Raw genomic sequence first — 23671 nt, forward strand, 5'->3', positions numbered from 1 at the left:
TCGCGGTGTGTGAGGGGGCGATTATAGCCAGCGCGCCGCCAGGGCGACAGGCCCATGGCACATGGGTTGCTATGTCAGTTGCAGGCAGCCCATTGCGAACGCTCGAGGAACTCCGTGAACACAGCCCTCCCGACAACGCCCCTGGCCTGGGTCAACGGCAGCGACGCGCCGGAAAAACCCAGCCTGGACATCGGTTTCATGGCCCTCACCGACTCCGCCTCGGTAGTGGTCGCCGCCACCCAGGGTTTCGCCCAGCCATTTGGCCTGACTCTCAACCTGCGCCGCCAGGCCTCCTGGGCCGGACTGCGCGACAAGCTGGTCAGCGGCGAGCTCGACGCCGCCCACTGCCTCTATGGCCTGGTGTACGCGGTGCACCTCGGTATCGGCGGCGTGCCCGCCAGCCCCCTGGCCGTGCTTATGGGCCTGAACCAGAACGCCCAGGCCATCAACCTCTCTCCCGCACTGCAGCGCAAGGGCGTGACCAACCCCGAGGCACTGGCGCGGCTGGTGCACCAGCAAGGCGCACGGCTGACCTTCGCCCAGACCTTTCCCACCGGCACCCATGCCCTGTGGCTGTACTACTGGCTGGCCAGCCAGGGTATCCACCCATTGCGTGACGTCAGCAGCGTCGTGGTGCCCCCGGCACAGATGGCCGCCCACCTGCAGGCCGGGCGTATCGACGGCTTCTGCGTCGGCGAACCCTGGTCGGCGGAAGCGCTCGCCAAGGGCCAGGGCTTCACCCTGGCCACCAGCCAGTCGATCTGGCCCGATCACCCCGAAAAGGTCCTGGCCTGCGCGCGCGGTTTCGTCGAGCAGTACCCCAACAGCGCCCGCGCGCTTATCCAGTCGGTACTCGCCGCCGCGCGTTTCATCGAGCAGAGCCAGGAAAACCGCCGCAGTACCGCGCAACTGCTCAGCGGCAGCGCCTACCTTGACACCCCCGTCGACAGCATCGAGCCGCGCCTGCTCGGCGACTACCAGGATGGCCTCGGCCATCGCTGGCACGACCCCCATGGCCTGCGCCTGTTCGACCAGGGCCGGGCCAACCTGCCCTACCTGTCCGACGGCATGTGGTTCATGACCCAGTTCCGCCGCTGGGGCCTGCTGCGTGACGACCCGGACTACCTCGGGGTCGCCCGCCAGGTGCAACAGCTGGCCCTCTACCGCGAGGCCGCCTCGGCACTGGGCGTGCCCTGCGCCGACCTGCCCATGCGCAGCAGCCTGCTGCTCGACGGCCGCCGCTGGGACGGCAGCGACCCCCATGGCTATGCGCGCAGCTTCCCCCTGCACGCCCTGGACGCGGCGCCTGATGTCCGCGCCAGTCACTGAGGGGGGCGAACATGCTGCGTATTCTGCTGATCGACGACACCGAAAAGAAAGTCGGTCGTCTCAAGGCGGCCCTGATCGAGGCCGGCTTCGAAGTGATCGAGGCCGGCAACCTGAGCATCGACCTGCCCGCCTGTGTCGAAACGGTGCACCCGGACGTGGTGCTGATCGATACCGAGTCACCTGGCCGCGATGTGATGGAACAGGTAGTGCTGGTCAGCCGCGATCGCCCCCGCCCGATCGTGCTGTTCACCGACGAGCACGACCCCGACGTGATGCGCCAGGCGATCCAGGCTGGAGTCAGCGCCTACATTGTCGAGGGGATCCAGGCCACGCGCCTGCAGCCGATCCTCGACGTGGCCATGGCCCGCTTCGAAAGCGACCAGGCGCTGAAGGCGCAATTGCTGGCCCGCGACCAGCAACTGGCCGAGCGCAAGCGCATCGAACAAGCCAAGGGCCTGCTGATGAAAATGAAGGACTGCAACGAGGAAGCGGCCTACACCCTGATGCGCCGCCAGGCCATGAGCCGCCAGCAGAAGCTGATCCAGGTAGCGGAACAGATCATCGCCATGTCGGAGCTGCTGGGGTAGGCAAGACCTTGGCCCGCCTCTTGCTCATGCAACCCCGGGTAGCCAACGGCGGTTGCCCCCCAGACCCCGACAAAGACGTCGCTTCCCCGCCACTCATCCGTGGACCGGGCAGCGGCGTCTTTTCGTTTCCACCCTGTGTTGTGCGCCCCACGAGGTGTCCGATGAATACGAGCTTCTGGAAATCCGGGCATGTGCCCACCCTGTTCGCCGCCTTCCTGTATTTCGACCTGAGCTTCATGGTCTGGTACCTGCTCGGGCCGATGGCGGTGCAGATTGCCGCCGACCTGCAACTGACCGCACAGCAACGCGGCCTGATGGTGGCCACGCCGATCCTGGCCGGTGCGCTGCTGCGCTTTGCCATGGGCGTACTGGTCGATCGCCTGTCGCCCAAGACCGCCGGGCTGATCGGCCAGGTGACGGTGATCGTCGCCCTGGCCTGTGCCTGGCAGCTGGGCGTGCACAGCTACGAACAAGCCTTGCTGCTGGGTGTGTTCCTTGGCTTTGCCGGCGCCTCGTTCGCCGTATCCCTGCCGCTGGCCTCGCAGTGGTACCCGCCGCAACACCAGGGCAAGGCCATGGGCATCGCCGGTGCCGGCAACTCCGGCACGGTGTTCGCCGCGTTGCTGGCGCCGGCGCTGGCGGCCGCCTTCGGCTGGAACAATGTGTTCGGCTTTGCCCTGCTGCCGCTGCTGCTGACCCTGGTGCTGTTCGCCTGGCTGGCCCGCAATGCCCCGCAACGGCCCAAGCCCAAGGCCACCGCCGACTACCTCAAGGCCCTCGGCGACCGCGACAGCTGGTGGTTCATGTTCTTCTACAGCGTCACCTTCGGCGGCTTCATCGGCCTGGCCAGCGCCCTGCCTGGCTATTTCAGCGACCAGTATGGCCTGAGCCCGGTGACTGCCGGCTACTACACCGCCGCCTGCGTGTTCGCCGGCAGCCTCATGCGCCCGCTCGGCGGCGCCCTGGCCGACCGCTTCGGTGGCATCCGCACCTTGCTGGCAATGTACAGCGTGGCCGCCGTATGCATCGCGGCGGTGGGCTTCAACCTGCCCAGCGCGACGGCGGCCCTGGCGCTGTTCGTCAGCGCGATGCTCGGCTTGGGCGCTGGCAATGGCGCGGTATTCCAGTTGGTGCCACAGCGCTTCCGCCAGGAAATCGGCGTGATGACCGGGCTGATCGGCATGGCCGGCGGTATCGGTGGCTTCCTGCTCGCCGCAGGCCTGGGCAGCATCAAGCAACATACCGGCGACTATCAACTGGGACTGTGGCTGTTCGCCAGCCTCGGCCTGCTGGCCTGGTTCGGCCTGCATGGCGTCAAGCAGCGCTGGCGCACAACCTGGGGATCGGCCGCAGTCACCGCGGCCCGAGTCTGAGGGCACGCGATGAGCCTGCAATTGAGCTTCGCTCATGCCAGTGCCACCGGGCCACGCCCGGATAACCAGGACGCCCTGCGCCTGGTCACCCCGGTGCCGGAACTCGCGGCCAGCAAAGGCTACCTGTGCGCGCTGGCCGATGGCGTCAGCCAGTGCGCCGACGGCGGCCTGGCAGCGCGCGCCAGCCTGCAGGCCCTGGCCCTGGACTACTACGCCACGCCCGCCACCTGGAGCGTGGCGCAGGCCATCGACCGCCTGCTGGTGGCGCAAAACCGCTGGTTGCGCGCCCAGGGCAATGGCCAGCCGCTGCTCACCACCCTCAGCGCCCTGGTACTGCGTGGGCGACGCTTCACCCTCGCGCATATCGGTGACTGCCGGGTATATCGCTGGCAAAACGGGCAATTGCAATGCATGAGCGAAGACCATGTGTGGGAACAGCCCGGCATGCAACATGTGCTCAAGCGGGCCCTGGGCCTGGACCAGCAGTTGCTGGTGGATTACCTGGAAGGCGACCTTCGTGAAGGCGAGTGCTTCGTGCTACTCAGCGATGGCGTGTGGGCCTGCCTGGGCGACGCGCACATCCAGTCGATCCTGCGCGAACAACCTGACCTGCAGCAAGCCGCCGACACCCTCGTGGCCAGCGCGCATCATCGTGGCAGCCAGGACAACGCCAGTGCCCTGCTGGTGCGGGTCGACCGGCTGGGCGCGACCAACCTCGGCGACACCCTGGCGCAGCTCCAGCAGTGGCCCCTGCCCGGCGCGCTGCGTGACGACCAATTGATCGACGGTTGGCAAGTCGACAGTTTGCTCGCCCAGAGCCGGCAGTCGCTGCTCTATCGCGTTTGTGATCCACAAGGTCAGGCTTGGTTGCTCAAGACCTTGCCGCAGACCCGTCAGGACCCAGGGGCGGCCCAAGCCCTGCTATTGGAAGAGTGGTTCCTGCGCCGGGTCGCCGGCCGGCACTTCCCCGAAGTACACCCGGCCCGCCATCGACAGCACCTGTATTACCTGATGCGCGAATACCCAGGCACGACCCTTGCCGACCTGTTCAAGGCGGGCGGTCCCCTACCGCTGGCGCAATGGCTGGAGATAGCCCGCCAATTGCTGCAGGCCGTCGGCGCGCTGCATCGACGTAACCTGCTGCACCGCGACATCAAACCGGAAAACCTGCATTACGGCAGCGATGGCCAACTGCGCCTGCTGGACTTCGGGCTGGCGTACTGCCCAGGGCTTTCCGAGGACCCGCCCCATACCTTGCCGGGCACCCCCACGTTCCTTGCCCCGGAAGCCTTCGACGGCCTGCCCCCCCGGCCGCGCCAGGACCTCTATGCGGTGGGCGTGACACTTTACCACCTGCTTACCGGCCACTACCCCTACGGCGAGGTCGAGGCGTTCCAACGGCCACGCTTCGGGGCACCCGTGAACCCCGCGCGCTACCGCCCAGATATACCGGAATGGTTGCAGCGCAACCTGTTGCAGGCGGTGGCGGCAGACCCGGCGCAGCGGTTCGAGACCGCTGAACAATGGTTGCTGCTGCTGGAGCGAGGAGATCGTCAGGAGCTGGACGAGCGGCCACGGCCGCTGCTGGAGCGTGAGCCGTTGAAGGTATGGCGAGCGCTAGGGCTGCTGTCGATGTTGCTGAACATGCTGTTACTGCTGGTGCTGCTCAAACGCTGAACACGACCTAGAAATCGCGGACAAAGAAAAACCCGGCCAAGGCCGGGTTTTCCGTGCAGCATCAAACCAATTACTTGGCCTGGGCTTCTACCTGAGCTTCTACGCGACGGTTCACGGCGCGGCCAGCTTCGGTGGCGTTGTCGGCGACCGGACGGGTCTCACCGTAGCCAACCGAATCAACACGGCTCGATTCAACACCGTACTGCTGGGTCAGGACCTGCTTGACAGCATTGGCACGACGCTCGGACAGCTTCTGGTTGTAAGCGTCTGGGCCGACGGAGTCAGTGTGACCTTCCACGGTGGTGGTGGTCTGTGGGTACTGCTTCATGAAGTCAGCCAGGTTCTTGATGTCGCCGTAGCTGTTTGGCTTGACGACCGACTTGTCGAAGTCGAACTTGACGTCCAGCTCAACGCGAACGACTTCGGCAACAGCCGGGCAGCCATCAGCGTCAACGGTAACGTTGGCTGGGGTGTCAGGGCACTTGTCGACGTTGTCGCAGACGCCGTCGTTGTCGCTGTCGGAGCAGACTTCGGCAACTGGAGCCGGCGCAGGAGCGGCTTTCTGGCCACCGCTGCCACCGAAGTTCAGACCCAGACCAACGGTCGGACCCCACTCGGTGTTGCCGTTATCGATGTTGTACATGGCTTCGACGCCGGCACGGGCGAAGAACATGTCGGTGATGTACCACTTGGCGCCAGCGCCAACGTTGGCGAAGGTGGAGTGGTCACGGCCGCTACGGGTAGCCTGGCCCAGGCTCTCGTGAGCGAAACCGGCGGAAACGTACGGACGCAGCGCGTCGCCTACGGTACCGAAGTGGTAGGTAGCGTCGAGCTTGGTCTTGGAGCCTTTGATGTCTTTGTTGAAGACTTCACCACGAGCGTTGTGAGTCTCGTTGTAGCCCAGGTCCAGGGAGACGTCGTCGGTCAGGAAGTAGCCGAGACGAACGCCAGGGTTGGTGCCGTCGTTCTTGAAGTTACGCTCGCTGTCGTAGAACTGCTTGGTAACGTTACCTTCGATTTCGACCGCGCCTTGGCCTTGAGCCAGAGCGCCGAGCGAAGTCACGGCTACGAGAGAGCCAATGGCCAAGCCCAAGGTGTTTTTCAATTTCATCCGTTAAATCCCCATCTGGTGATAGTTAAGCAGTCCCACCAACATCCGGGGGACAACTCGACGGCAAGTCTAGCAGAACTTGCCGGTTGGTTAGAGGTATTTGCAGACCACTAAGTTTCAGCCACGCCTGCAAATTTCTCTCTAAGCTTGTCGAGCGCACGCTTGTAGCGCATTTTCGTGGCGCTCAGGCCCATGTGCATGATGTCAGCGATCTCCTGGAACTCCAGTTCCGCGACAAAACGCAGCACCAGGATTTCCCGATCGATCGGGTTCACATGCACCAGCCATTTATCCAGCCCGCCTTTTTCTTCCGGCTTTGGTGCCTTGTCCTCGGACGCCTCTTCCACAGGGTCCAGGCTCAACGCATCCATCAGCCGACGCTTGCGACGCTCCTTGCGGTACTGGGTGATACATTCGTTGTACGTGATGCTGTACAGCCAGGTCTTGAACTTGGACTTGCCCTCGAAATTCTTCAACCCGTACAGCACCTTGAGCATCACCTCCTGACAGACATCGTCGGCATCCCGATCGTTCCCCAGGTAACGCGCACAGACGTTGAACAGCGTGCGCTGGTAGCGCCGCATGAGCTCCTCATAGGCGCGGGTGACGTGAAACAGCTCCTCATGCGAACGCGCCACCAACTCCTCGTCGGTGAGCTCGCGGGGGTCATAGCGCATGGGCGGCGAATGAACTTTATTCAAAACGGATCTGGCCGACAGTCAGGTCAATGTCGCCGCTCGGCCCCGTGGGCCGATTTTTGCGGCGGCATACATTAACAGCTTTTGTTCGGTTAGCGGCTATTCACGCGCTGCTCGAGCAGCTCGCGATTAGACAACGACACCAGTTCGCCATCATCGGTCAGCAGGGTCGTCTTGACCGTGCCGATCTCCTCGATGTGCCCTTCGACCTCGCCAATGCGCACGTGCTGGCCGACCTGATAGAGCTCACGCACATAGATGCCGGCCAGGATCTGCCCGGCAATTTCACGGCTGCCCAGGCCCATCGCCAGGGCAATTGCCAGACCAACGGTAATCAGCCCGATGACGATCACGTGGTTGAGCAGGTCGGTCTTGACCTCCAGCTGGCTGATGGCCACCGAAATACTGATGATGATCACCAGGCCCTGGACGATACGCCCGACGCCAGCGGCGTATTCCAGGCCGATGCCCTCGGCGGCGCCGCGCACAAGGCCGTTGGCCAGTTGCGCCAACAGCACGCCGGCCAGCATCACCAGCGCCGCGCCGAATACCTTGGGCAGGTACAGCGCCAGCATGTCCAGGGTCGCAGAGACCCGCTCCAGGCCCAGCGATTCAGCCGCCGAAACCAGGAATATCAGCAGCACGAACCAATAGACGATCTTGCCGATCAGCGTCGAAATCGGTACCTGGATACCAATCCGGGCGAGCATCTTGGTCAGGCCGGTACCGCTCATCAGGCGGTCCAGGCCGAACTTGGCCAGCACCTTCGACAGCAAGGTGTCGAGCAGCTTGGCCACGACGAAACCAAGCAGCACCACGACCAGCGCGCCGAACAGGTTGGGGATGAAGTTCGCCACCTTGGTCCAAAGGGCAGTCATGGCGGTGACCAGGCTCTGGGTCCAGAGATCGAGTTCCATATTCAATCGGCCTTATCTGCAGGGCTGCCTGCGGCAGGGTTGCGGGTAGAGTTGCGGCGCACCGGCGCGACATGCGCCGAGCCATTGTTCACGGCGATCAGCAGCGCCTGGCTCCAGCGGCCAAGCAGGCTGAACAGATCGCCCGCGCCAACCTGGCGGTTGGCGGTCTTTAGCACGCGCCCCAGGCACGCGGCGTCGTCACGGTCCTGGCCGGACGGCGACGCCTTGAGCAGGTCGCGCAGGGATTCTTCAAACGGATCGTGCATGGGCACCTCGCGCAATGTCAGTCAAAGACGTGGGTGCCGGGCGATGGGTCACACAGCGATGTGGCACGAATGTTTCAAAATGAGTGCCCGAGCCCATCGCGGGGCAAGCCCGCTCCCAGGAAACCAAGCTGAGACCGTGGGAACGGGCTTGCCCCGCGACAGGACACATCACACCCACCGCAAACGCCGGAACAGCAGCCATTGCCCTGCCGCCAGCCCCAGCACGATCAAGCTGGCGAACAGGAATCCATAGGGGCTGTCGGAGCCCGGAATTCCGCCAACATTGATCCCGAGCAATCCGGTGATAAAGCTCATGGGCAGGAAGATGCAGGTGATGATGCCAAACCGGTACATAGTCCGGTTCATCCGTTCGCTGCGGCGCCGATCCTCGCTTTCCAGCACCAGGGCGGCTCGCTCGCGGGCCAGCTCCAGCTCTTCGAGGTAGCGGATCAGGCTGTTGTTCAGCTCGTTCCAGTAGTCCCCGTCGGCATCGGCGAACCAACTGCATTTATTGCGCGAAAGCTGGGCATAGATATCGCGCTGGGGAGCGAGGAAACGGCGCAGGCCGGCAGCACGACGGCGGATCTGCTGCAGGCTGCCTTGGGCCGGGGAATACCGTTCGTCGGATTCTGCCTTTTCCTCTTCCAGATCGACCGCTTCGGACAGGTCGCTGACCAGTGCCTGGACCTTTTCGGTCAGCAGTTCGCCCATCAGCAACAACAGTTCGGAGGCCGTTTTCGGCCCCCTGCCCTCGTCCAGTTGCTGAAGCACCTCGTCGCTGGCGCGCAGCGGTCGCAAACGCAGCGAGATGACCCGCCGCGCTTCGGCGAAGATACGCACCGACACCATGTCCTCGGGTTCGGCACCCGGGTTGAGGTTGACACCGCGCAAGAACAGCAGCATCTGCTCGCCGGCCATCTGCAACAAGCGCGGACGGGTATTTTCTTCAAGCAGCAGGTCGCAGGCGAACTCGCTCAGACCGCTGTCGTGCAGCAGCCAGGTGCGGGTCTGCGGATGGCTGCGATCCCAATGCAGCCACAGGCTCTCCTGCGGCTGCAACTGCAGGTCGTCCAGCTCGGTGCGGGCGATCGAACGCGCGCCACCCTTGCCATCGAGCACCAGGGCATGCACCAGGCCCCATTGCGCGTTGTCTTCCTCGAACATCAAAGCTCCATGGGTGTGCGGCGGATCACTCGGGCATCTTCAGCGGGCTTGGCGAGACCAGCACGCCGTTGTTGTCGGCGTACACGTATTCGCCCGGGCGGAAGGTCACGCCGGCAAAGGTCACCGCGACGTTGAGGTCACCAATGCCGCGTTTGTCGGTTTTCATCGGGTGGCTGGCCAGGGCCTGGATACCGACATCGGTCTGCGCCAGCACGTCCACGTCACGTACGCAGCCATAGATAAGCAGGCCTTCCCAGCCATTCTTCGCGGCCTTCTCGGCAAGCATGTCGCCCAGCAGCGCCCGGCGCAGCGAGCCGCCGCCATCAACCACAAGCACCTTGCCCTTGCCATCAAGCTCGACCTGCTCCTTGACCAGGGAGTTGTCTTCGAAGCACTTGATGGTGACGATCTGGCCGCCGAACGAGTCGTGGCCGCCAAAGTTGCTGAACATGGGCTCGAGCACCTGGACCAGGTCCGGGTAGGCGTCGCACAGGTCGGGCGTTACGTAATGCTGCATGGGAAACTCCTGTCAGTCACAACGAAGCGGATGTCGAGCAAGGCTACACCTTAGGAGGGCTGGCAGTCATCCGGGACCGAGCAGTCAGTTGAACGTCCACCGCACCGGCTTCATCGCCGGCAAGCCGGCGATGGAGCAAGATGCAGCAACTACGTTTCAACTGGCAGCCACAGCCTCCTCCATCACCACCGTCGAGGCGTGCACCGGCACCAGGGGATCGCGCAACCAGCTCTCCACCAACGGCCATACCTGCGCCTGCGCCGGCTTGCTGACCAGCATGTCGACATGCCCGAAGGCCTCGAAGCCCTCCTCACGCCCCAGGCGCAGGAACTGCTTGCTGTCACCACCCCACTGGCCGAAAAGCTTGCGGCAAGCCCAGACCGGATCCTGGAAATCCCCTGCACCGGCCACCGCCAGCAGTGGCACCTCGACCTCGGCCAGGCCCGCCCACCAGTCGCGGTCCTTGTCGCCAAAGCGCCCGAACAGACCATTCCAGCGCAGGCTCTCCAAAGCCAGGCCTATGGGTTCGTCTTCCGGGCCACGCTTGAGGCGCGAACCGGAAATCTGCGCGAACCGCTTGAGCAGCATCCGCGCGCCCCACTCGACGGGTGGCACTTTCAGTGGCCAGTAAACCCGGCTGACCTGGGTCCCGAACAACGCCACGCTGGCGACAAGGCCCGGGGCCAGATAACCGCTGCCCAGCGCCGCCGCCAACGTCGTACCACCCAACGAGTGGCCAATCCAGCGTGGGGCCTGCCCAGCCTTTTCATGAACGAAGGCGCCGATCACCGGAAGGTCGTAGCGCGCATAATCGGCCACCCGATTCTGCCGCCAATCGCGGTTGCGCGGCGACAAGCCGTGGCCGCGCATCTCCGGGATCCACACATCGAAGCCAGCACGCGCCAGATAAGCGCCCAGGCCTATGCCCTTGGGCGAATACCAGAAACGCCGGTTGGAGAAGCTGCCGTGCAGGAGAATGACCGGCACACCTTGGACACCGTGCTGATCAGCCAGGCCCAGACGGGTGACGGCCAGCTCGACGCTATGGTCGGGACTGTTGCCAGCCTTGATCCGGTAGACGTCTTCACTAAGGTCGCCGCGGCGCTCGGCACTGAGCAACGCGACGGGAAATTGGGTGGAGCTGCTTTGCATGGGTTCACAGATTCAGTGGACATGAAACGTGGGAGCGGGCTTGCCCCGCGAGAGCGTCAGAGCAGACTACAGATGTGTCTTCGCTGACGCTATCGCGGGACAAGCCCGCTCCCACGCATTAACATCAGGGCGCAAGCACCCTGCTCACAGCATCAGGCCGCGCCCTGGCCCTCGGCCAGGAAGAACCAGGTCTCGAGCACCGAGTCCGGGTTCAGCGACACGCTTTCAATGCCCTGTTCCATCAGCCACTTGGCCAGGTCCGGGTGGTCCGACGGGCCCTGGCCACAAATGCCGATGTACTTGCCGGCCTTGTTACACGCGGCGATGGCGTTGGCCAGCAGTTTCTTCACGGCCGGATTTCGCTCATCGAACAGGTGAGCGATGATCCCCGAGTCGCGGTCCAGGCCCAGCGTGAGCTGGGTCAGGTCGTTGGAACCGATGGAGAAGCCATCGAAGTACTCGAGGAACTCTTCGGCCAGGATGGCGTTGGACGGCAACTCGCACATCATGATCACGCGAAGGCCGTTGTCACCGCGGGCCAGGCCGTTTTCGGCGAGCAGGTCGACAACCTGGCTGGCCTCGCCCAAGGTACGCACGAACGGCACCATGATCTCGACGTTGGTCAGGCCCATCTCGTTACGCACGCGTTTGAGGGCGCGGCATTCAAGCTCGAAGCAGTCACGGAACGACTCGCTGATGTAACGCGAAGCGCCGCGGAAGCCCAGCATTGGGTTTTCCTCTTCCGGCTCATACAGCTTGCCGCCGATCAGGTTGGCGTACTCGTTAGACTTGAAGTCCGATAGGCGCACGATGACCTTTTTCGGGTAGAAGGCTGCGGCCAGGGTGCTGATGCCCTCGACCAGCTTCTCGACATAGAAGCCGACCGGGTCGTTATAGCCGGCAATGCGCTTGTCGACGCTCTCTTTCAGTTCCGGCGGCAGGCCGGCGTAATTCAGCAGCGCCTTGGGGTGTACGCCGATCATGCGGTTGATGATGAACTCCAGGCGCGCCAGGCCGACACCGGCATTGGGCAACTGGGCGAAGTCGAAGGCGCGATCCGGGTTGCCCACGTTCATCATGATCTTGAACGGCAGCTCCGGCATGGCATCGACAGAGTTCTGCTTGACGTCGAAGCCCAGCTCACCTTCGAAGATGAATCCGGTGTCGCCTTCGGCGCAGGAGACGGTCACGCCTTGGCCATCCTTCAGGACCTGGGTGGCGTTGCCGCAGCCGACGACGGCCGGGATGCCCAGCTCACGGGCGATGATCGCCGCGTGGCAGGTACGCCCGCCACGGTTGGTGACGATGGCGCTGGCGCGCTTCATCACCGGCTCCCAGTCCGGGTCGGTCATGTCCGAGACCAGTACATCGCCTGGCTGGACCTTGTCCATCTCGGACACGTCGTTGATCACGCGGACCTTGCCGGCGCCGATGCGCTGGCCGATGGCACGGCCTTCGACCAGTACGGTGCCCTTCTCTTTCAGCAGGTAGCGTTCCATGACATTGGCGCTGGCGCGGCTCTTCACGGTCTCGGGACGGGCCTGGACGATGTACAGCTTGCCGTCGTCACCGTCCTTGGCCCACTCGATGTCCATCGGGCGCTGGTAGTGCTGTTCGATGATCATGGCCTGCTTGGCCAGTTCATTGACTTCGTCGTCGCTCAGGCAGAAGCGCGCACGCTCGGCGCGGTCGACCTCGACGGTCTTGACCGAACGACCGGCCTTGGCTTCGTCGCCATAGACCATCTTGATCGCCTTGCTGCCCAGGTTGCGGCGCAGGATCGCCGGGCGACCGGCCTGCAAGGTGTTCTTGTGAACGTAGAATTCGTCCGGGTTGACCGCCCCCTGCACCACGGTTTCACCCAGGCCATAGGCACCGGTGATGAATACCACGTCGCGGAAGCCCGACTCGGTGTCCAGGGTGAACATCACACCCGCGGTGCCGGTTTCGGAACGGACCATGCGCTGCACGCCGGCGGACAGGGCGACCAGTTTGTGGTCGAAGCCCTGGTGTACACGGTAGGAAATGGCCCGATCGTTGAACAGCGAGGCGAACACTTCCTTGGCCGCGCGGATCACGTTGTCGACGCCACGGATGTTGAGGAAAGTCTCCTGCTGGCCAGCGAAGGAGGCGTCTGGCAGGTCTTCGGCCGTGGCCGAGGAACGCACGGCCACCGCCATGTTGTCGTTGCCCTGGGACATTTCGGCGAAAGCGGTTCGGATTTCCGAATCAAGGCGGGCCGGGAAATCGGCTTCCATCACCCACTGGCGAATTTGCGCACCGGTCTTGGCCAAGGCGTTGACATCGTCGACATCCAGCGCGTCGAGCGCCGCATGAATGCGGTCGTTCAGGCCACTTTGCTCGAGAAAATCGCGGTACGCCTGAGCCGTAGTGGCAAAGCCGCCCGGCACCGAGACACCAGCACCTGCGAGGTTACTGATCATCTCGCCCAGGGATGCGTTCTTGCCCCCCACATGCTCCACATCATGGACGCCGAGCTTATCGAGGGAAACTACGTACTCTACCAAGGTGATCTCTCCACTAACTGTATTGGAAAAGCTCAAGGGCGCCCGCCTGCCTGACTGACTGGGCCGGACGCTTGTGGCCTGGACCTGGAAAATAAGTGAGAATGCCGTGCAACCGCGTTCGGCAAACCGAACCTATCATATCCAGAAATCTTCGGCAGCTTAAGGCCCCCAGGTGCAAATGAAACGAACCGCGTTCTTCATCTCCGACGGTACCGGCATCACTGCAGAAACGCTGGGCCAGAGCCTGCTCGCACAATTCGAGAGCATTCCGTTCAATAAATTCACGCGACCCTACATCGACACGCTGGAAAAGGCCCGGGCCATGGTCCAGCAAATCAACGCCGCGGCCGAGCGCGACGGGGTGCGTCCGATCATATTCGACACCATCGTCAACCAGGACATCCGTGAGGTCATGGCCACGTCCAATGGCTTCATGATCGACATCTTCTCGACGTTTTTATCCCCGCTCGAGCAGGAATTGACTGCCCATTCGTCGTATTCCGTGGGCAAGTCCCACTCGATCGGTGGCAATTCCAACTATATGGAGCGGATCGAGGCGGTCAACTTCGCCCTGGACAACGACGATGGCGCGCGTACCCACTACTACGACAAGGCCGACCTGATCCTGGTGGGCGTATCACGCTGCGGCAAGACCCCAACCTGCCTGTACATGGCCATGCAGTTCGGTATTCGTGCCGCGAACTACCCGCTGACCGAGGACGACATGGAACGCCTGCAGCTGCCGCCAGTGCTCAAGAAGCACCACAACAAGCTGTTCGGCCTGACCATCGACCCCGACCGACTGACCGCGATCCGCCACGAACGCAAGCCCAACAGCCGCTATTCGAGCTTCGCGCAGTGCGAATTCGAAGTGCGCGAAGTGGAAAACCTGTTCCGTCGGGAAAACATTCCCAACATCAACTCCACGCATTTTTCGGTGGAAGAGATTTCGGCGAAGATTCTGGTGGAGAAAGGGGTGGAGCGGCGGTTCAAGTAACGCGAGGGGCTCGTCACAAGATTTTCATCGCCAGTGAGACCGAGCGCGGCGCGGGCGGCGCTCGATTCGCGCACCACCACAAACTCAGCGCGCGCCCCATGAAAAAGCCCCGGCATCACTGCCGGGGCTTTCTTTTACCTCAACGCAAGGCTCAGGACGGCATCACCGTCGCCTGCCCGCTCAGCGCCAGGTCGACCAGCTCGCGGTTGGCCACCGCGTACATCGCATAGTCGGTGCCGGTGGCGTTGCGCAGGTCGTCGAGCATGGCGCGCCAGCGCTCGACCATCACCCGGTGCTGCTCGCACCACAGGGCCACGCGGGCGTCCATGTCTTCCGGCGCGTCGGCCATCTGCAGTACGGAGATAGTGATCGCCCGCTGCTGCAGGTCGATGTCGTCGCGGAACGCCTCGCGGGCCAGGGCCTGCCAGTTGTTCTCCACCGGCAGGTTGCTGATCTCCTGCAGGTACCAGGTCAGGTCCAGCGAGCTGCCCACGGCGAAGAACGCCTTGGCCACCTGCGCCGGATCGTGCCCGGTGACGTCCGAAGCCTCGATGATCGGCAACAGGGTGTACAGGTGGGTGGTACCGGCGACCATGCGTGCCAGCAATTCTGGTACACCCGCATTGACGAAGCCCTGGTAACGGTTCATCCAGCGCTCACGGGTTGGTCCCTCCAGCAGTTCGTCGAGTTTCAGCCCCAGCTGGGCGATCTTCGGCCCGAAGTGCGCCACGTCACGCCCGGCGTCCTGCTCGTTGCGGCGGCTACGCAGGAACCAGCGGGTGGCCCGACGCCCCAGACGCATGAGCTCGTCCATCAAGGTCAGCTGGATCTCGGCCGGAACTTGGTAGTCCAGGGCCTCGATCTGGCGGAACCAATGCGGCAGGTGGAAGATATCGCGCACAATCACATAGGCACCGGCCACGTTGGCCGGGCTCATGCCGGTGGACTCCTTCAGGCGCTGCACGAAGGTGATGCCCATGTTGTTGACCAGGTCATTGGCGATCTGGGTGCTGACGATCTCGCGCTTCAGGCGGTGGCGGCGCATCGAGTCGGCGAACTTGCTGACCAGCGACGGCGGGAACGCGGTCTCCATGTCGCGGGTCAGGTAGTCGTCGTCCGGCACCAGCGACTTGAGCAGTTGCTCCTTGAGGTCGATCTTGCTGTATGAGATCAGCACCGAGAGCTCGGCGCGGGTCAGGCCCTGCCCCGCCGCCAGGCGCTCGGCCAGCTGCTCTTCGCTGGGCAGGAACTCGATGGCGCGGTCCAGCTTGCCACGTGCCTCCAGGTCGGCCATCAGGCGCTTGTACTCGGCGATGCGCTCGCGGGCACGGCGGGCCGCCAGCGACAGCGCTTGCGTCTGCTTATAGTTGTTGCCCAGCACCAGCCCGGCGACTTCGTCGGTCATGCTGCCCAGCAGCTGGTTGCGCTGCTTCTCGGTCATGTCGCCACCCTGCACCACTTCGTTGAGCAGGATCTTGATGTTGACCTCGTGGTCGGAGCAGTCGACGCCACCAGCGTTATCGATGAAGTCGGTGTTGGTGGCGCCGCCGTTCAGGCCGAACTCGACACGGCCGAGCTGGGTCATGCCCAGGTTGCCGCCCTCGCCCACTACCTTGCAACGCAGCTCGTTGCCGTTGACGCGCAGGGCGTCGTTGGCCTTGTCGCCGACATCGGCGTGGCTTTCGCTGCTGGCCTTGACGTAGGTGCCGATACCACCGTTCCACAGCAGGTCCACCGGTGCCTGCAGCAGTGCATGCAGCAGTTCGGTCGGGGTCAGGCGGTCGGCTTCGATGGCGAAGCGTTCCTTCATCTGCGGGCTGATGGCGATGCTCTTGGCGCTACGTGGGAAGATCCCGCCGCCTTCGGACATGATGCCGGTGTCGTAGTCGCTCCAGGCCGAGCGCGGCAGGTCGAACAGGCGCTTGCGTTCGGCGAAACTGGTGGCCGGGTCCGGGTTCGGGTCGATGAAGATGTGCAGGTGGTTGAACGCCGCCACCAGTTGCAGTTTGTCGGACATCAGCAGGCCGTTGCCGAACACGTCGCCGGCCATGTCGCCGACACCAACCACGGTGATCGGGTCTTCCTGCACGTTGATGCCGCGCTCGCGGAAGTGGCGCTGCACACCAACCCAGGCGCCACGCGCGGTGATGCCCATCTTCTTGTGGTCATAGCCGGCCGAGCCGCCCGAGGCGAACGCGTCGCCCAGCCAGAAGCCGTAGTCGATGGCGATGCCGTTGGCGATGTCGGAGAAGGTCGCGGTGCCTTTGTCGGCCGCCACCACCAGGTACGGATCGTCGTCATCGTGGCGCACCACGTTGGCCGGCGGCACTACGCCACCGTCCTTCAGGTTGTCGGTGATGTCGAGCAGGCCAGAAATGAAGATGCGGTAGCACGCCACGCCTTCGGCGGCGATCTCGTCACGGCTGCCGCCCAGCGGCAGGCGGCGCGGCAGGAAGCCGCCCTTGGCGCCGACCGGGACGATCACCGAGTTCTTCACCTGCTGGGCCTTGACCAGGCCGAGCACCTCGGTGCGGAAGTCTTCCTCGCGGTCCGACCAGCGCAGGCCGCCGCGGGCGACGTTGCCAAAGCGCAGGTGCACGCCCTCGACCCGGGGCGAATAGACGAAGATCTCGAACTTCGGCACCGGCTTGGGCAGCTCGGGGATCAGCTTGGGGTTGAACTTGAAGCTGAAGTACGACTTGTTCTGGCCGTTGGCGTCCGGCTGGTAGAAGTTGGTGCGCAGGGTGGCCTTGATCAGGTCCAGGTAGCGCCGCAGGATGCGGTCCTCGTTGAGCACCTGGACATCGTCCAGGGCGGTGAGGATCGCCTGCTCCAGGCGTTGCTGCTTGTCGTCGAGGTCTTCGTTGGTGAGCTTGCGCGCCAGGTAGAAGCGGGTCTTGAACAACCGGGTCAGCTCGCGGGCGATATCGGTGTGGTTGTTCAGGGTGCTGGCGATGTAGCCCAGGTCGAAGCCCAGGCGGATCTGCTTGAGGTAACGGGCGTAGGCACGCAGCAACGCGACGTCGCGCCATGGCAGGCCGGCGGTCAGCACCAGGCGGTTGAACGCGTCGTTCTCGGCGTCGCCCTTGACGATATGGACAAAGGCGTCCTGGAAGGTGTCGTTGAGCTGCTGGATGTCGAGGTTGAGGCCTTCGCTGTAGGTGAAAGCGAAGTCGTGGATCCAGAACTCGCGGCCGCTGGCGTGGCGCAGGCGGTAAGGGAACTCACCGAGCACGCGCAGGCCGAGGTTTTCCAGGATCGGCAGCACGTCCGACAGTGCCAGCGGCGTATCGGCGTGGTAGAGCTTGCAGTGCAGCGTGCGCTCACCGAGCTGCGTCAGCGGCTGGTAGAAGCTCATGGCCAGCGGCTTGGCCTCGGACAGGTTGAGCACATGTTGCATGTCGACCACCGCCGAATGCGCGGCGAAGCGCTCGCGGTAGCCGGCCGGGAAGCCTTTCGGGAAGTCGGCGAGGATGTTGGTGCCGTGGGCTTCGCCGAAGTTTTCCACCACCAGCGCCGAGAAGTCGTCCTGCCACGAACGGCAGGCCTGGATCACTTCGTTCTCCAGCTGCTGCGGATCGATCTCGATGCGATTCTTCGGGTCGACCCGCAGGATCAGTTGCACGCGGGCCAGCACCGACTCGGAGAAGAAGGTCCAGAATTCGCAGTCGGTGGCTTTCAGGCGCTCCATGAGCACCTGCTGGATCTTCTGCCGCACCTCGGTGGAGTAGATCTCGCGCGGCACGTAGGCCAGGCAGTAGCAGAAGCGGCCGTACGGGTCCTTGCGCAGGAACACGCGGATCTTGTTGCGTTCCTGGATCTGCACGATCGACATGGCGGTGCTGAACAGCTCGTCCACCGGGGTCTGGAACAGGTCGTCGCGGGGCAGCACTTCCAGGACCTGGGCCAATTCCTTGCCCAGGTGCGCCTTCGGGTCGAAATGCGAGCGGCGCTCGACTTCGGCGACCTTGCCGCGGATGTAGGGGATGGTGTGCACGCTCTCGCCGTACACCGACGAGGTGTACAGGCCCATGAAGCGGCATTCCTTGACCACCTTGCCGTCCTGGTCGATCTGGCGGATCGACACGTAGTCCGGGTAGGCCGGGCGGTGCACGCGGCTTGGCTGCGAAGCCTTGGCGAAGGACAGCAGGCGCGGTTCGCGCAGGTAGGCGACGGCGTAGTCCTCGATGCGCAGGTCATCGGCGCCCAGGCCTGCGCGCAGCAGGCGGGCCAGGCCCAGGAACGAGGCGTCGTCGTAGACCAGGTGGCCGCCGTCGGCGTCGGACTCGACGGTGAACTCCTCGTAGCCGAGGAAGGTGAAATGGTTGTCCAGCAGCCACGACAAGAAGCTCTTCACCTCGGCCTTGTCGTTCTGCGCGGGGCCGAAGGCGTTCTGCTCCACCAGGTCCAGCAGCTCGCGGATCTTGGCCTTCATCGGCTCGAAGTCGGCTACCACGCCCCGCACCTCGGCCAGCACCTGCTCCAGCTCCATGGCCAGGGTGTTGAGCTCGCCGGTGTTGGAGCAGCGGTCGATCTCCAGGTACATCAGCGATTCATGGCTGACGCCCTCGCCCAGGGTGCCCTTGGGCAGCAGCTCGACCAGCTCGCCCTTGGCGCCGCGGCGCACGCTGAGCACGGTGGTTTGCAGGGTGTGGATGCTGTAGCCGCGGCGGTTGAGCTCGGTGCGCACAGAGTCGACCAGGAATGGCAGGTCGTGGTGCAGCACCTCGACCACGGTGTGCGTGGATTGCCAGCCGTGGCGTTCGTAATCGGGGTTGTAGACCCGCACCTGCGGGTGCGCGGCGTCGAAGCGCTCGATGATGCGCCAGGCGGACAGCGTGCAGCCGGCCAGGTCCGACAGCCTGCGCTGAGTGAGTTCGTCCAGAGAGATGATGCCGAAGAACTGTTCAGCGAACAGTGCCACTTGTGGCAGGGACTGTTCGTTGATGTGCTGCGCCAGGGCCGCTTGCAGTTGATGCTGGAAGTCGGCTTTGCTGGCTGCGGTGAAGAACGCCATCTGTGGTACTCCGCTTGGGCTTTGTTATAGGTGAAGCGTCGCGTACATGCGCCTTGTACGGATCAACCATAGCCAACCCGTGGCAAGACAGAAGCGTTGGGTGCCTGCAAAAGCGACTGCCAGGTGGCTGTGCCTTTACGGGAACCCATCGACAGGGCAGCTTAACGACTGAACGGTCACTTGGGCTTGCAGCGCTGCGACAATTTCGGTCAATGCGCGGTAACTTTACGTTTATCAGTGTGCGCAAGGCTGTCAGAATTCCTTTTCATCTCCATTAATCCGAGTGCGCCATGCAATTGAAAACCGCCCTGCTCTTCGCCACCGCCTGCGACGACGAGGAAGACAACATGGCGACCCTGTGCTGCCACAGCGAAAAGGGCCAGATGTTCCTGCTGACCCGCTACCCGGACGAGGACACCGTCGACCTGACCCTGGACGACGAGCCGTCGACGCTGGACGGGCTGAAGGTGACCTTGAGCGCCACCCGCCTGCTGATCGAAGTGGCGGCCGGGGATCGCGATGCGCTGAAGGGCGACGAAGAACTGGAGATCATCCTGACTACCTCGGGCAGCGACCTGGAGGAAGTGGCGCTGACCTTGCGCAACATCCTCGACGGCACCGGGACCTTCGTGTCCGAGATCTGAGCCCGGCGCATCGCCACGCTCATGAACAAAACGCAGTTCGACCAGGACAGCATGGGAGTTGGCTTGACCCGCGATCACCGGCAAAGCCGGTGCCATACGCCCCATCGCGGGGCAAGCCCGCTCCCACGCCGGATACTTGCAGCGCTGCTCCGATCCCCAGCAGAAACAACGACAGCGTTGACAGCTGACCACAGGGGCAGGCATTGTCTGACAACCTGACCAATAGGCACCCGCACGTCCATGCTAGAGCTCCAGCGCCCCGACACCCTCGTTGAACGCGTCGTCAGCGCCATCCGCGCCGAGATCGATGCCGGCCGCCTGGCCGCCGAGTCGCGCCTGCCCACCGAACAGCAACTGGCCGACCAGCTCAATGTCAGCCGCTCGGTGGTGCGCGAGGCCGTGGCGCAGCTCAAGGCCGACGGCGTGCTGATCGCTCGCCGTGGGCTCGGTTCGTACATCTCGCAGACCCCAAACGGCACGGTGTTCCGCTTCCCTGGCAGCAACGGGCGCAAGCCGGACCTGGTGCAGATGTTCGAGATGCGCCTGTGGATCGAGACCCAGGCCGCCGCCATCGCCGCCCGCCGCCGCGATACCGATGACCTCCAGCGCATGGCCGCGGCCCTGGGCACCATGGAAGACCCGCGCAGCGACTTTGCCACCGCCGCGGCCGCCGACGTGGCCTTTCACCGTGCCATCGCCGACGCCGGCAAGAACGACTACTTCGTCGCCTTCCACGATTTCCTCGGTGGCCAGCTGGCCGCCGCGCGCCGCACCGCCTGGGAAAACTCCGCCACTCCGGCGGTAGGCGGCTCGGCTGACGCCCTGCGTGAGCACCGGGCCTTGTACCAGGCCATTGCCGACGGTGACCGCCATGCGGCCGCCGCCTGCGCCGAAGCCCACCTGCGCGCCTCGGCCAAGCGCTTGAAACTCGACCTCCCCGACCTCGACTGACCCCGGAGAACCCTATCGCAACCTGGCGAGGTTTTTACGCGCACCACTTAGTCTGACAACCTGATAAGCAGATTCACCGACAAGAATTCCAAGGTACCCTGCATGACCTACGACTATTGCATCATCGGCGGCGGCATCGTCGGCCTCGCCACCGCGATGGCCCTGCTCACCCATCGCCCCGGCGCCTCGCTGCTGATCCTGGAAAAGGAGGCCAGCCTCGGCCGCCACCAGACCGGCCACAACAGCGGCGTGATCCATGCTGGTATCTACTATGCACCCGGCAGCCTCAAGGCCGACCTGTGCAAGCGCGGCGCCCAGGCCACCAAGGACTTCTGCGCCGAGCACGGCATCGCCTTCGAGGTCTGCGGCAAGCTGCTGGTGGCCTCCAACGACCTGGAGGTGCAGCGCATGCAGGCGCTGTACGAGCGTTCGCAACAGAACGGCCTGAAGGTCGAGCGCCTGGACGCCGACGCCCTGCGTGAACGCGAGCCGAACATCGTCGGCAAGGGCGCGCTGTTCCTCGATGCCACCGGTATCGTCGACTACCAGCAGGTATGCGACGCCATGGCCAAGGTGATTCGCCAGGCCGGTGGCGAAGTGCACCTGTCCACCGCCGTGCGCGCCATCCAGGAGCATGCCGATCATGTCGCGGTCAGCACCGACGACAACACCTGGCGCGCCCGCCAGCTGGTGGCCTGCGCCGGCCTGCAATCCGACCGCCTGGCGCGCCTGGCCGGGGTGAAGATCGACCACCAGATCATCCCCTTCCGCGGCGAGTACTACCGCCTGCCGGCGAGCAAGAACCAGATCGTCAACCACCTCATCTACCCGATCCCCGATCCGGAGCTGCCGTTCCTTGGCGTGCACCTGACGCGAATGATCGACGGCAGCGTCACCGTCGGCCCCAACGCGGTGCTCGGCTTTGGCCGGGAGAACTACCGCAAGTTCTCGGTGAACTGGCGCGATGTCGCCGAGTACGCACGCTTCCCCGGTTTCTGGAAAACCATCTGGAACAACCTCGGTTCCGGCACCGCCGAGATGAAGAACTCGCTGTTCAAGCGCGGCTACCTGGAGCAGTGCCGCAAGTACTGCCCGTCGCTCCAAGTCGAGGACCTGCTGCCCTATGAGGCCGGCATCCGCGCCCAGGCGGTGATGCGCGACGGCACCCTGGTGCACGACTTCCTGTTCGCCGAGACGCCGCGAATGGTGCACGTGTGCAACGCACCGTCGCCGGCCGCCACTTCGGCCATCCCCATCGGCCAGATGATCGCCGAAAAGATCCTCGAGGCCCGCTGAAGCACCTGCTGCATCCACAACTACAAAGACAACAAGGAAACCTCAGATGTCGGTATACGAGACGGCCCCGGCCGCGCCGGAAACCCCCGAACAGCAACGCAAGCGCCTGCGCAAGGTGGCGGCGGCGACCATCTTCGGCTCAATGCTGGAGTGGTATGACTTCTATCTCTACGCGACCATGGCCGCGATCGTCTTCTCGAAGATCTTCTTCGACCCGAGCAACCCGGCGGTGGCCTCGCTGCTGGCGTTTTCCACCTTCGCCATCGGTTTCATCGCCCGGCCGTTCGGCGGTGTGCTGTTCGGCTACCTGGGTGACCGTTTCGGGCGCAAGCATGTGCTGGTGATCACCTTTTGCATGATGGGCCTGTGCACCATGCTGATCGGCCTGATCCCCGGCTACGCGACCATTGGTATCTGGGCGCCGATCCTGCTGGTGATCATCCGCATCATCCAGGGCCTGGGCGCCGGTGCCGAGCTGTCCGGCGCGGCAGTGACCTCCTACGAGCATGCCAGCGAAGGCAAGCGCGGCAGCCAGGGTGCCTGGCCGGCGCTGGGGCTGAACCTGGGCCTGCTGCTGTCGTCGCTGACCGTGTACCTGCTGACCATGAACGGCAACGAATTCCTGCTGGCCGGCGGCTGGCGCATCCCGTTCATCGCCAGTATCGCCCTGGTGGCGGTGGGCCTGTGGGTGCGCAAGAGCATCCCCGAGACCCCGGACTTCAAGGAGCTGGACAAGGCCGATGACAAACCGCAGGTGTCGCCGCTGAAGCTGCTGTTCAGGAATGACCTCAAGGGCCTGGCCGTGGTGTTTTTCGTGGCGGTGGGCTACAACGCCCTGAGCTACATCTTCAAGACCTTCTCGCTGGCCTACCTGACCCAGTTCAAGGGCGTCGAGGCGCATGTCACCTCGCTGTCGGTGACCCTGGCCAGCCTGGTGGCGATCTTCGCCGTGCCGTTCTTCGGCTGGCTGTGCGACAAGTGGAGCAGCAAGACCGTGCTGATGCTCGGCGGGCTGCTGTCGGCGCTGTTCGCCTTCCCGTTCCTGCAACTGCTGTCGACTGGCGAGCCGATGATGATCTACCTGGCCATCGCCGTGGGCACCGGGATACTGGCGCCGATGATGTTTGCCCCGCAGGGGTCGTTCCTCAGCCGGCAGTTCCCCACCCAGACGCGCTCGTCCGGGTTCGGCACCGGGCGAGAGGTCGGTACCGCGGTGGCCGGTGGCCTGGCGCCGTTGGGCGGGCTGGCGCTGGTGGCAGGTTCCGCGACTCATTCAACCGATGGCGTGGCGATGATATTGGCGGTGGCCGGGGTGCTGGTGGTGGTGTTTGCGTTCTTTGACCAAGGGTGGAGGCATTCGAAGGCGAAGAACTAAACAAAGCCACGATCGGATCTTGATCTTGATCTTGATCTTGATCTTGATCGCAAGATTAACTGCGTAGTCACT

General features: G+C 64.0%; 18 protein-coding genes. 9 read left to right on the top strand and 9 right to left on the bottom strand.

The features are described from left to right. Positions 1 to 114 precede the first annotated feature (114 nt). From LU688_RS19165 to LU688_RS19180, 4 genes are all read left to right on the top strand, one after another. The gene (locus LU688_RS19165; protein WP_038706512.1) at positions 115 to 1329 is read left to right on the top strand and encodes a CmpA/NrtA family ABC transporter substrate-binding protein; all 1215 of its coding nucleotides are present in this window, start codon (positions 115 to 117) and stop codon (positions 1327 to 1329) included. A gap of 11 nt (positions 1330 to 1340) precedes the next feature. Then, positions 1341 to 1916 carry an ANTAR domain-containing response regulator gene (locus LU688_RS19170; RefSeq protein ID WP_023631803.1) on the top strand — a complete coding sequence of 192 codons (576 nt, stop codon included), beginning with the start codon at positions 1341 to 1343 and terminating at the stop codon, positions 1914 to 1916. A gap of 161 nt (positions 1917 to 2077) precedes the next feature. Beyond that, positions 2078 to 3289 carry a nitrate/nitrite transporter gene (locus LU688_RS19175; RefSeq protein ID WP_038706513.1) on the top strand — a complete coding sequence of 404 codons (1212 nt, stop codon included), beginning with the start codon at positions 2078 to 2080 and terminating at the stop codon, positions 3287 to 3289. A 9-nt stretch (positions 3290 to 3298) separates the two neighbouring features. Then, positions 3299 to 4966, top strand: a complete 1668-nt coding sequence (locus LU688_RS19180) for a bifunctional protein-serine/threonine kinase/phosphatase (protein WP_038706514.1) — start codon at positions 3299 to 3301, stop codon at positions 4964 to 4966. Between the two features lie 70 nt (positions 4967 to 5036). Here the strand turns inward: LU688_RS19180 and LU688_RS19185 are convergent, their stop codons facing one another. From LU688_RS19185 to ppsA, 8 genes are all read right to left on the bottom strand, one after another. Then, positions 5037 to 6077: an OmpA family protein gene (locus LU688_RS19185; protein ID WP_023632142.1), complete on the bottom strand. Its 1041-nt coding sequence runs from the start codon at positions 6075 to 6077 to the stop codon at positions 5037 to 5039. A gap of 110 nt (positions 6078 to 6187) precedes the next feature. After that, positions 6188 to 6754 (bottom strand): RNA polymerase sigma factor SigX, encoded by a 567-nt coding sequence (sigX, locus tag LU688_RS19190; protein WP_046854750.1) that lies wholly within the window; start codon positions 6752 to 6754, stop codon positions 6188 to 6190. Positions 6755 to 6867: 113 nt separating this feature from the next. Further along, the gene (locus LU688_RS19195; RefSeq protein WP_023632140.1) at positions 6868 to 7692 is read right to left on the bottom strand and encodes a mechanosensitive ion channel family protein; all 825 of its coding nucleotides are present in this window, start codon (positions 7690 to 7692) and stop codon (positions 6868 to 6870) included. A gap of 2 nt (positions 7693 to 7694) precedes the next feature. Beyond that, complete coding sequence (locus tag LU688_RS19200; RefSeq protein WP_038706516.1) at positions 7695 to 7958, bottom strand: hypothetical protein; 264 nt, start codon at positions 7956 to 7958, stop codon at positions 7695 to 7697. Between the two features lie 168 nt (positions 7959 to 8126). Continuing rightward, complete coding sequence (locus LU688_RS19205; RefSeq protein WP_094012042.1) at positions 8127 to 9122, bottom strand: zinc transporter ZntB; 996 nt, start codon at positions 9120 to 9122, stop codon at positions 8127 to 8129. A gap of 25 nt (positions 9123 to 9147) precedes the next feature. Next, the gene (gene rraA / locus LU688_RS19210) at positions 9148 to 9639 is read right to left on the bottom strand and encodes a ribonuclease E activity regulator RraA (RefSeq protein ID WP_023630330.1); all 492 of its coding nucleotides are present in this window, start codon (positions 9637 to 9639) and stop codon (positions 9148 to 9150) included. A 156-nt stretch (positions 9640 to 9795) separates the two neighbouring features. Then, a complete protein-coding gene (locus LU688_RS19215) occupies positions 9796 to 10791 on the bottom strand; it encodes an alpha/beta fold hydrolase (protein WP_023630329.1) in 996 nt (331 codons plus the stop codon). A gap of 152 nt (positions 10792 to 10943) precedes the next feature. Beyond that, positions 10944 to 13319, bottom strand: coding sequence for a phosphoenolpyruvate synthase (ppsA, locus tag LU688_RS19220; protein WP_023630328.1), 2376 nt, complete (start codon positions 13317 to 13319; stop codon positions 10944 to 10946). A 178-nt stretch (positions 13320 to 13497) separates the two neighbouring features. Here ppsA and ppsR point away from each other — a divergent pair, with 178 nt between their 5' ends. Next, positions 13498 to 14316: a posphoenolpyruvate synthetase regulatory kinase/phosphorylase PpsR gene (gene ppsR, locus LU688_RS19225; RefSeq protein ID WP_023630327.1), complete on the top strand. Its 819-nt coding sequence runs from the start codon at positions 13498 to 13500 to the stop codon at positions 14314 to 14316. Positions 14317 to 14467: 151 nt separating this feature from the next. On the opposite strand, the gene LU688_RS19230 is transcribed toward ppsR, so the two are convergent. Next, on the bottom strand, positions 14468 to 19333 hold the full coding sequence (locus LU688_RS19230; RefSeq protein ID WP_094012041.1) for an NAD-glutamate dehydrogenase: 4866 nt from the start codon (positions 19331 to 19333) through the stop codon (positions 14468 to 14470). Between the two features lie 290 nt (positions 19334 to 19623). On the opposite strand from LU688_RS19230, the gene LU688_RS19235 reads away from it, so the two are divergent. From LU688_RS19235 to LU688_RS19250, 4 genes are all read left to right on the top strand, one after another. Further along, on the top strand, positions 19624 to 19977 hold the full coding sequence (locus tag LU688_RS19235; RefSeq protein WP_094012040.1) for a hypothetical protein: 354 nt from the start codon (positions 19624 to 19626) through the stop codon (positions 19975 to 19977). A gap of 240 nt (positions 19978 to 20217) precedes the next feature. Then, on the top strand, positions 20218 to 20928 hold the full coding sequence (locus tag LU688_RS19240; protein WP_094012039.1) for a FadR/GntR family transcriptional regulator: 711 nt from the start codon (positions 20218 to 20220) through the stop codon (positions 20926 to 20928). Positions 20929 to 21030: 102 nt separating this feature from the next. After that, the gene (gene lhgO, locus LU688_RS19245) at positions 21031 to 22224 is read left to right on the top strand and encodes an L-2-hydroxyglutarate oxidase (RefSeq protein WP_023632060.1); all 1194 of its coding nucleotides are present in this window, start codon (positions 21031 to 21033) and stop codon (positions 22222 to 22224) included. A gap of 46 nt (positions 22225 to 22270) precedes the next feature. Next, positions 22271 to 23599, top strand: a complete 1329-nt coding sequence (locus tag LU688_RS19250) for an MFS transporter (RefSeq protein WP_023632061.1) — start codon at positions 22271 to 22273, stop codon at positions 23597 to 23599. The last annotated feature ends 72 nt before the right edge of the window (positions 23600 to 23671 follow it).

Source organism: Pseudomonas soli, from assembly GCF_021283165.2.
Taxonomy (GTDB): domain Bacteria; phylum Pseudomonadota; class Gammaproteobacteria; order Pseudomonadales; family Pseudomonadaceae; genus Aquipseudomonas; species Aquipseudomonas soli.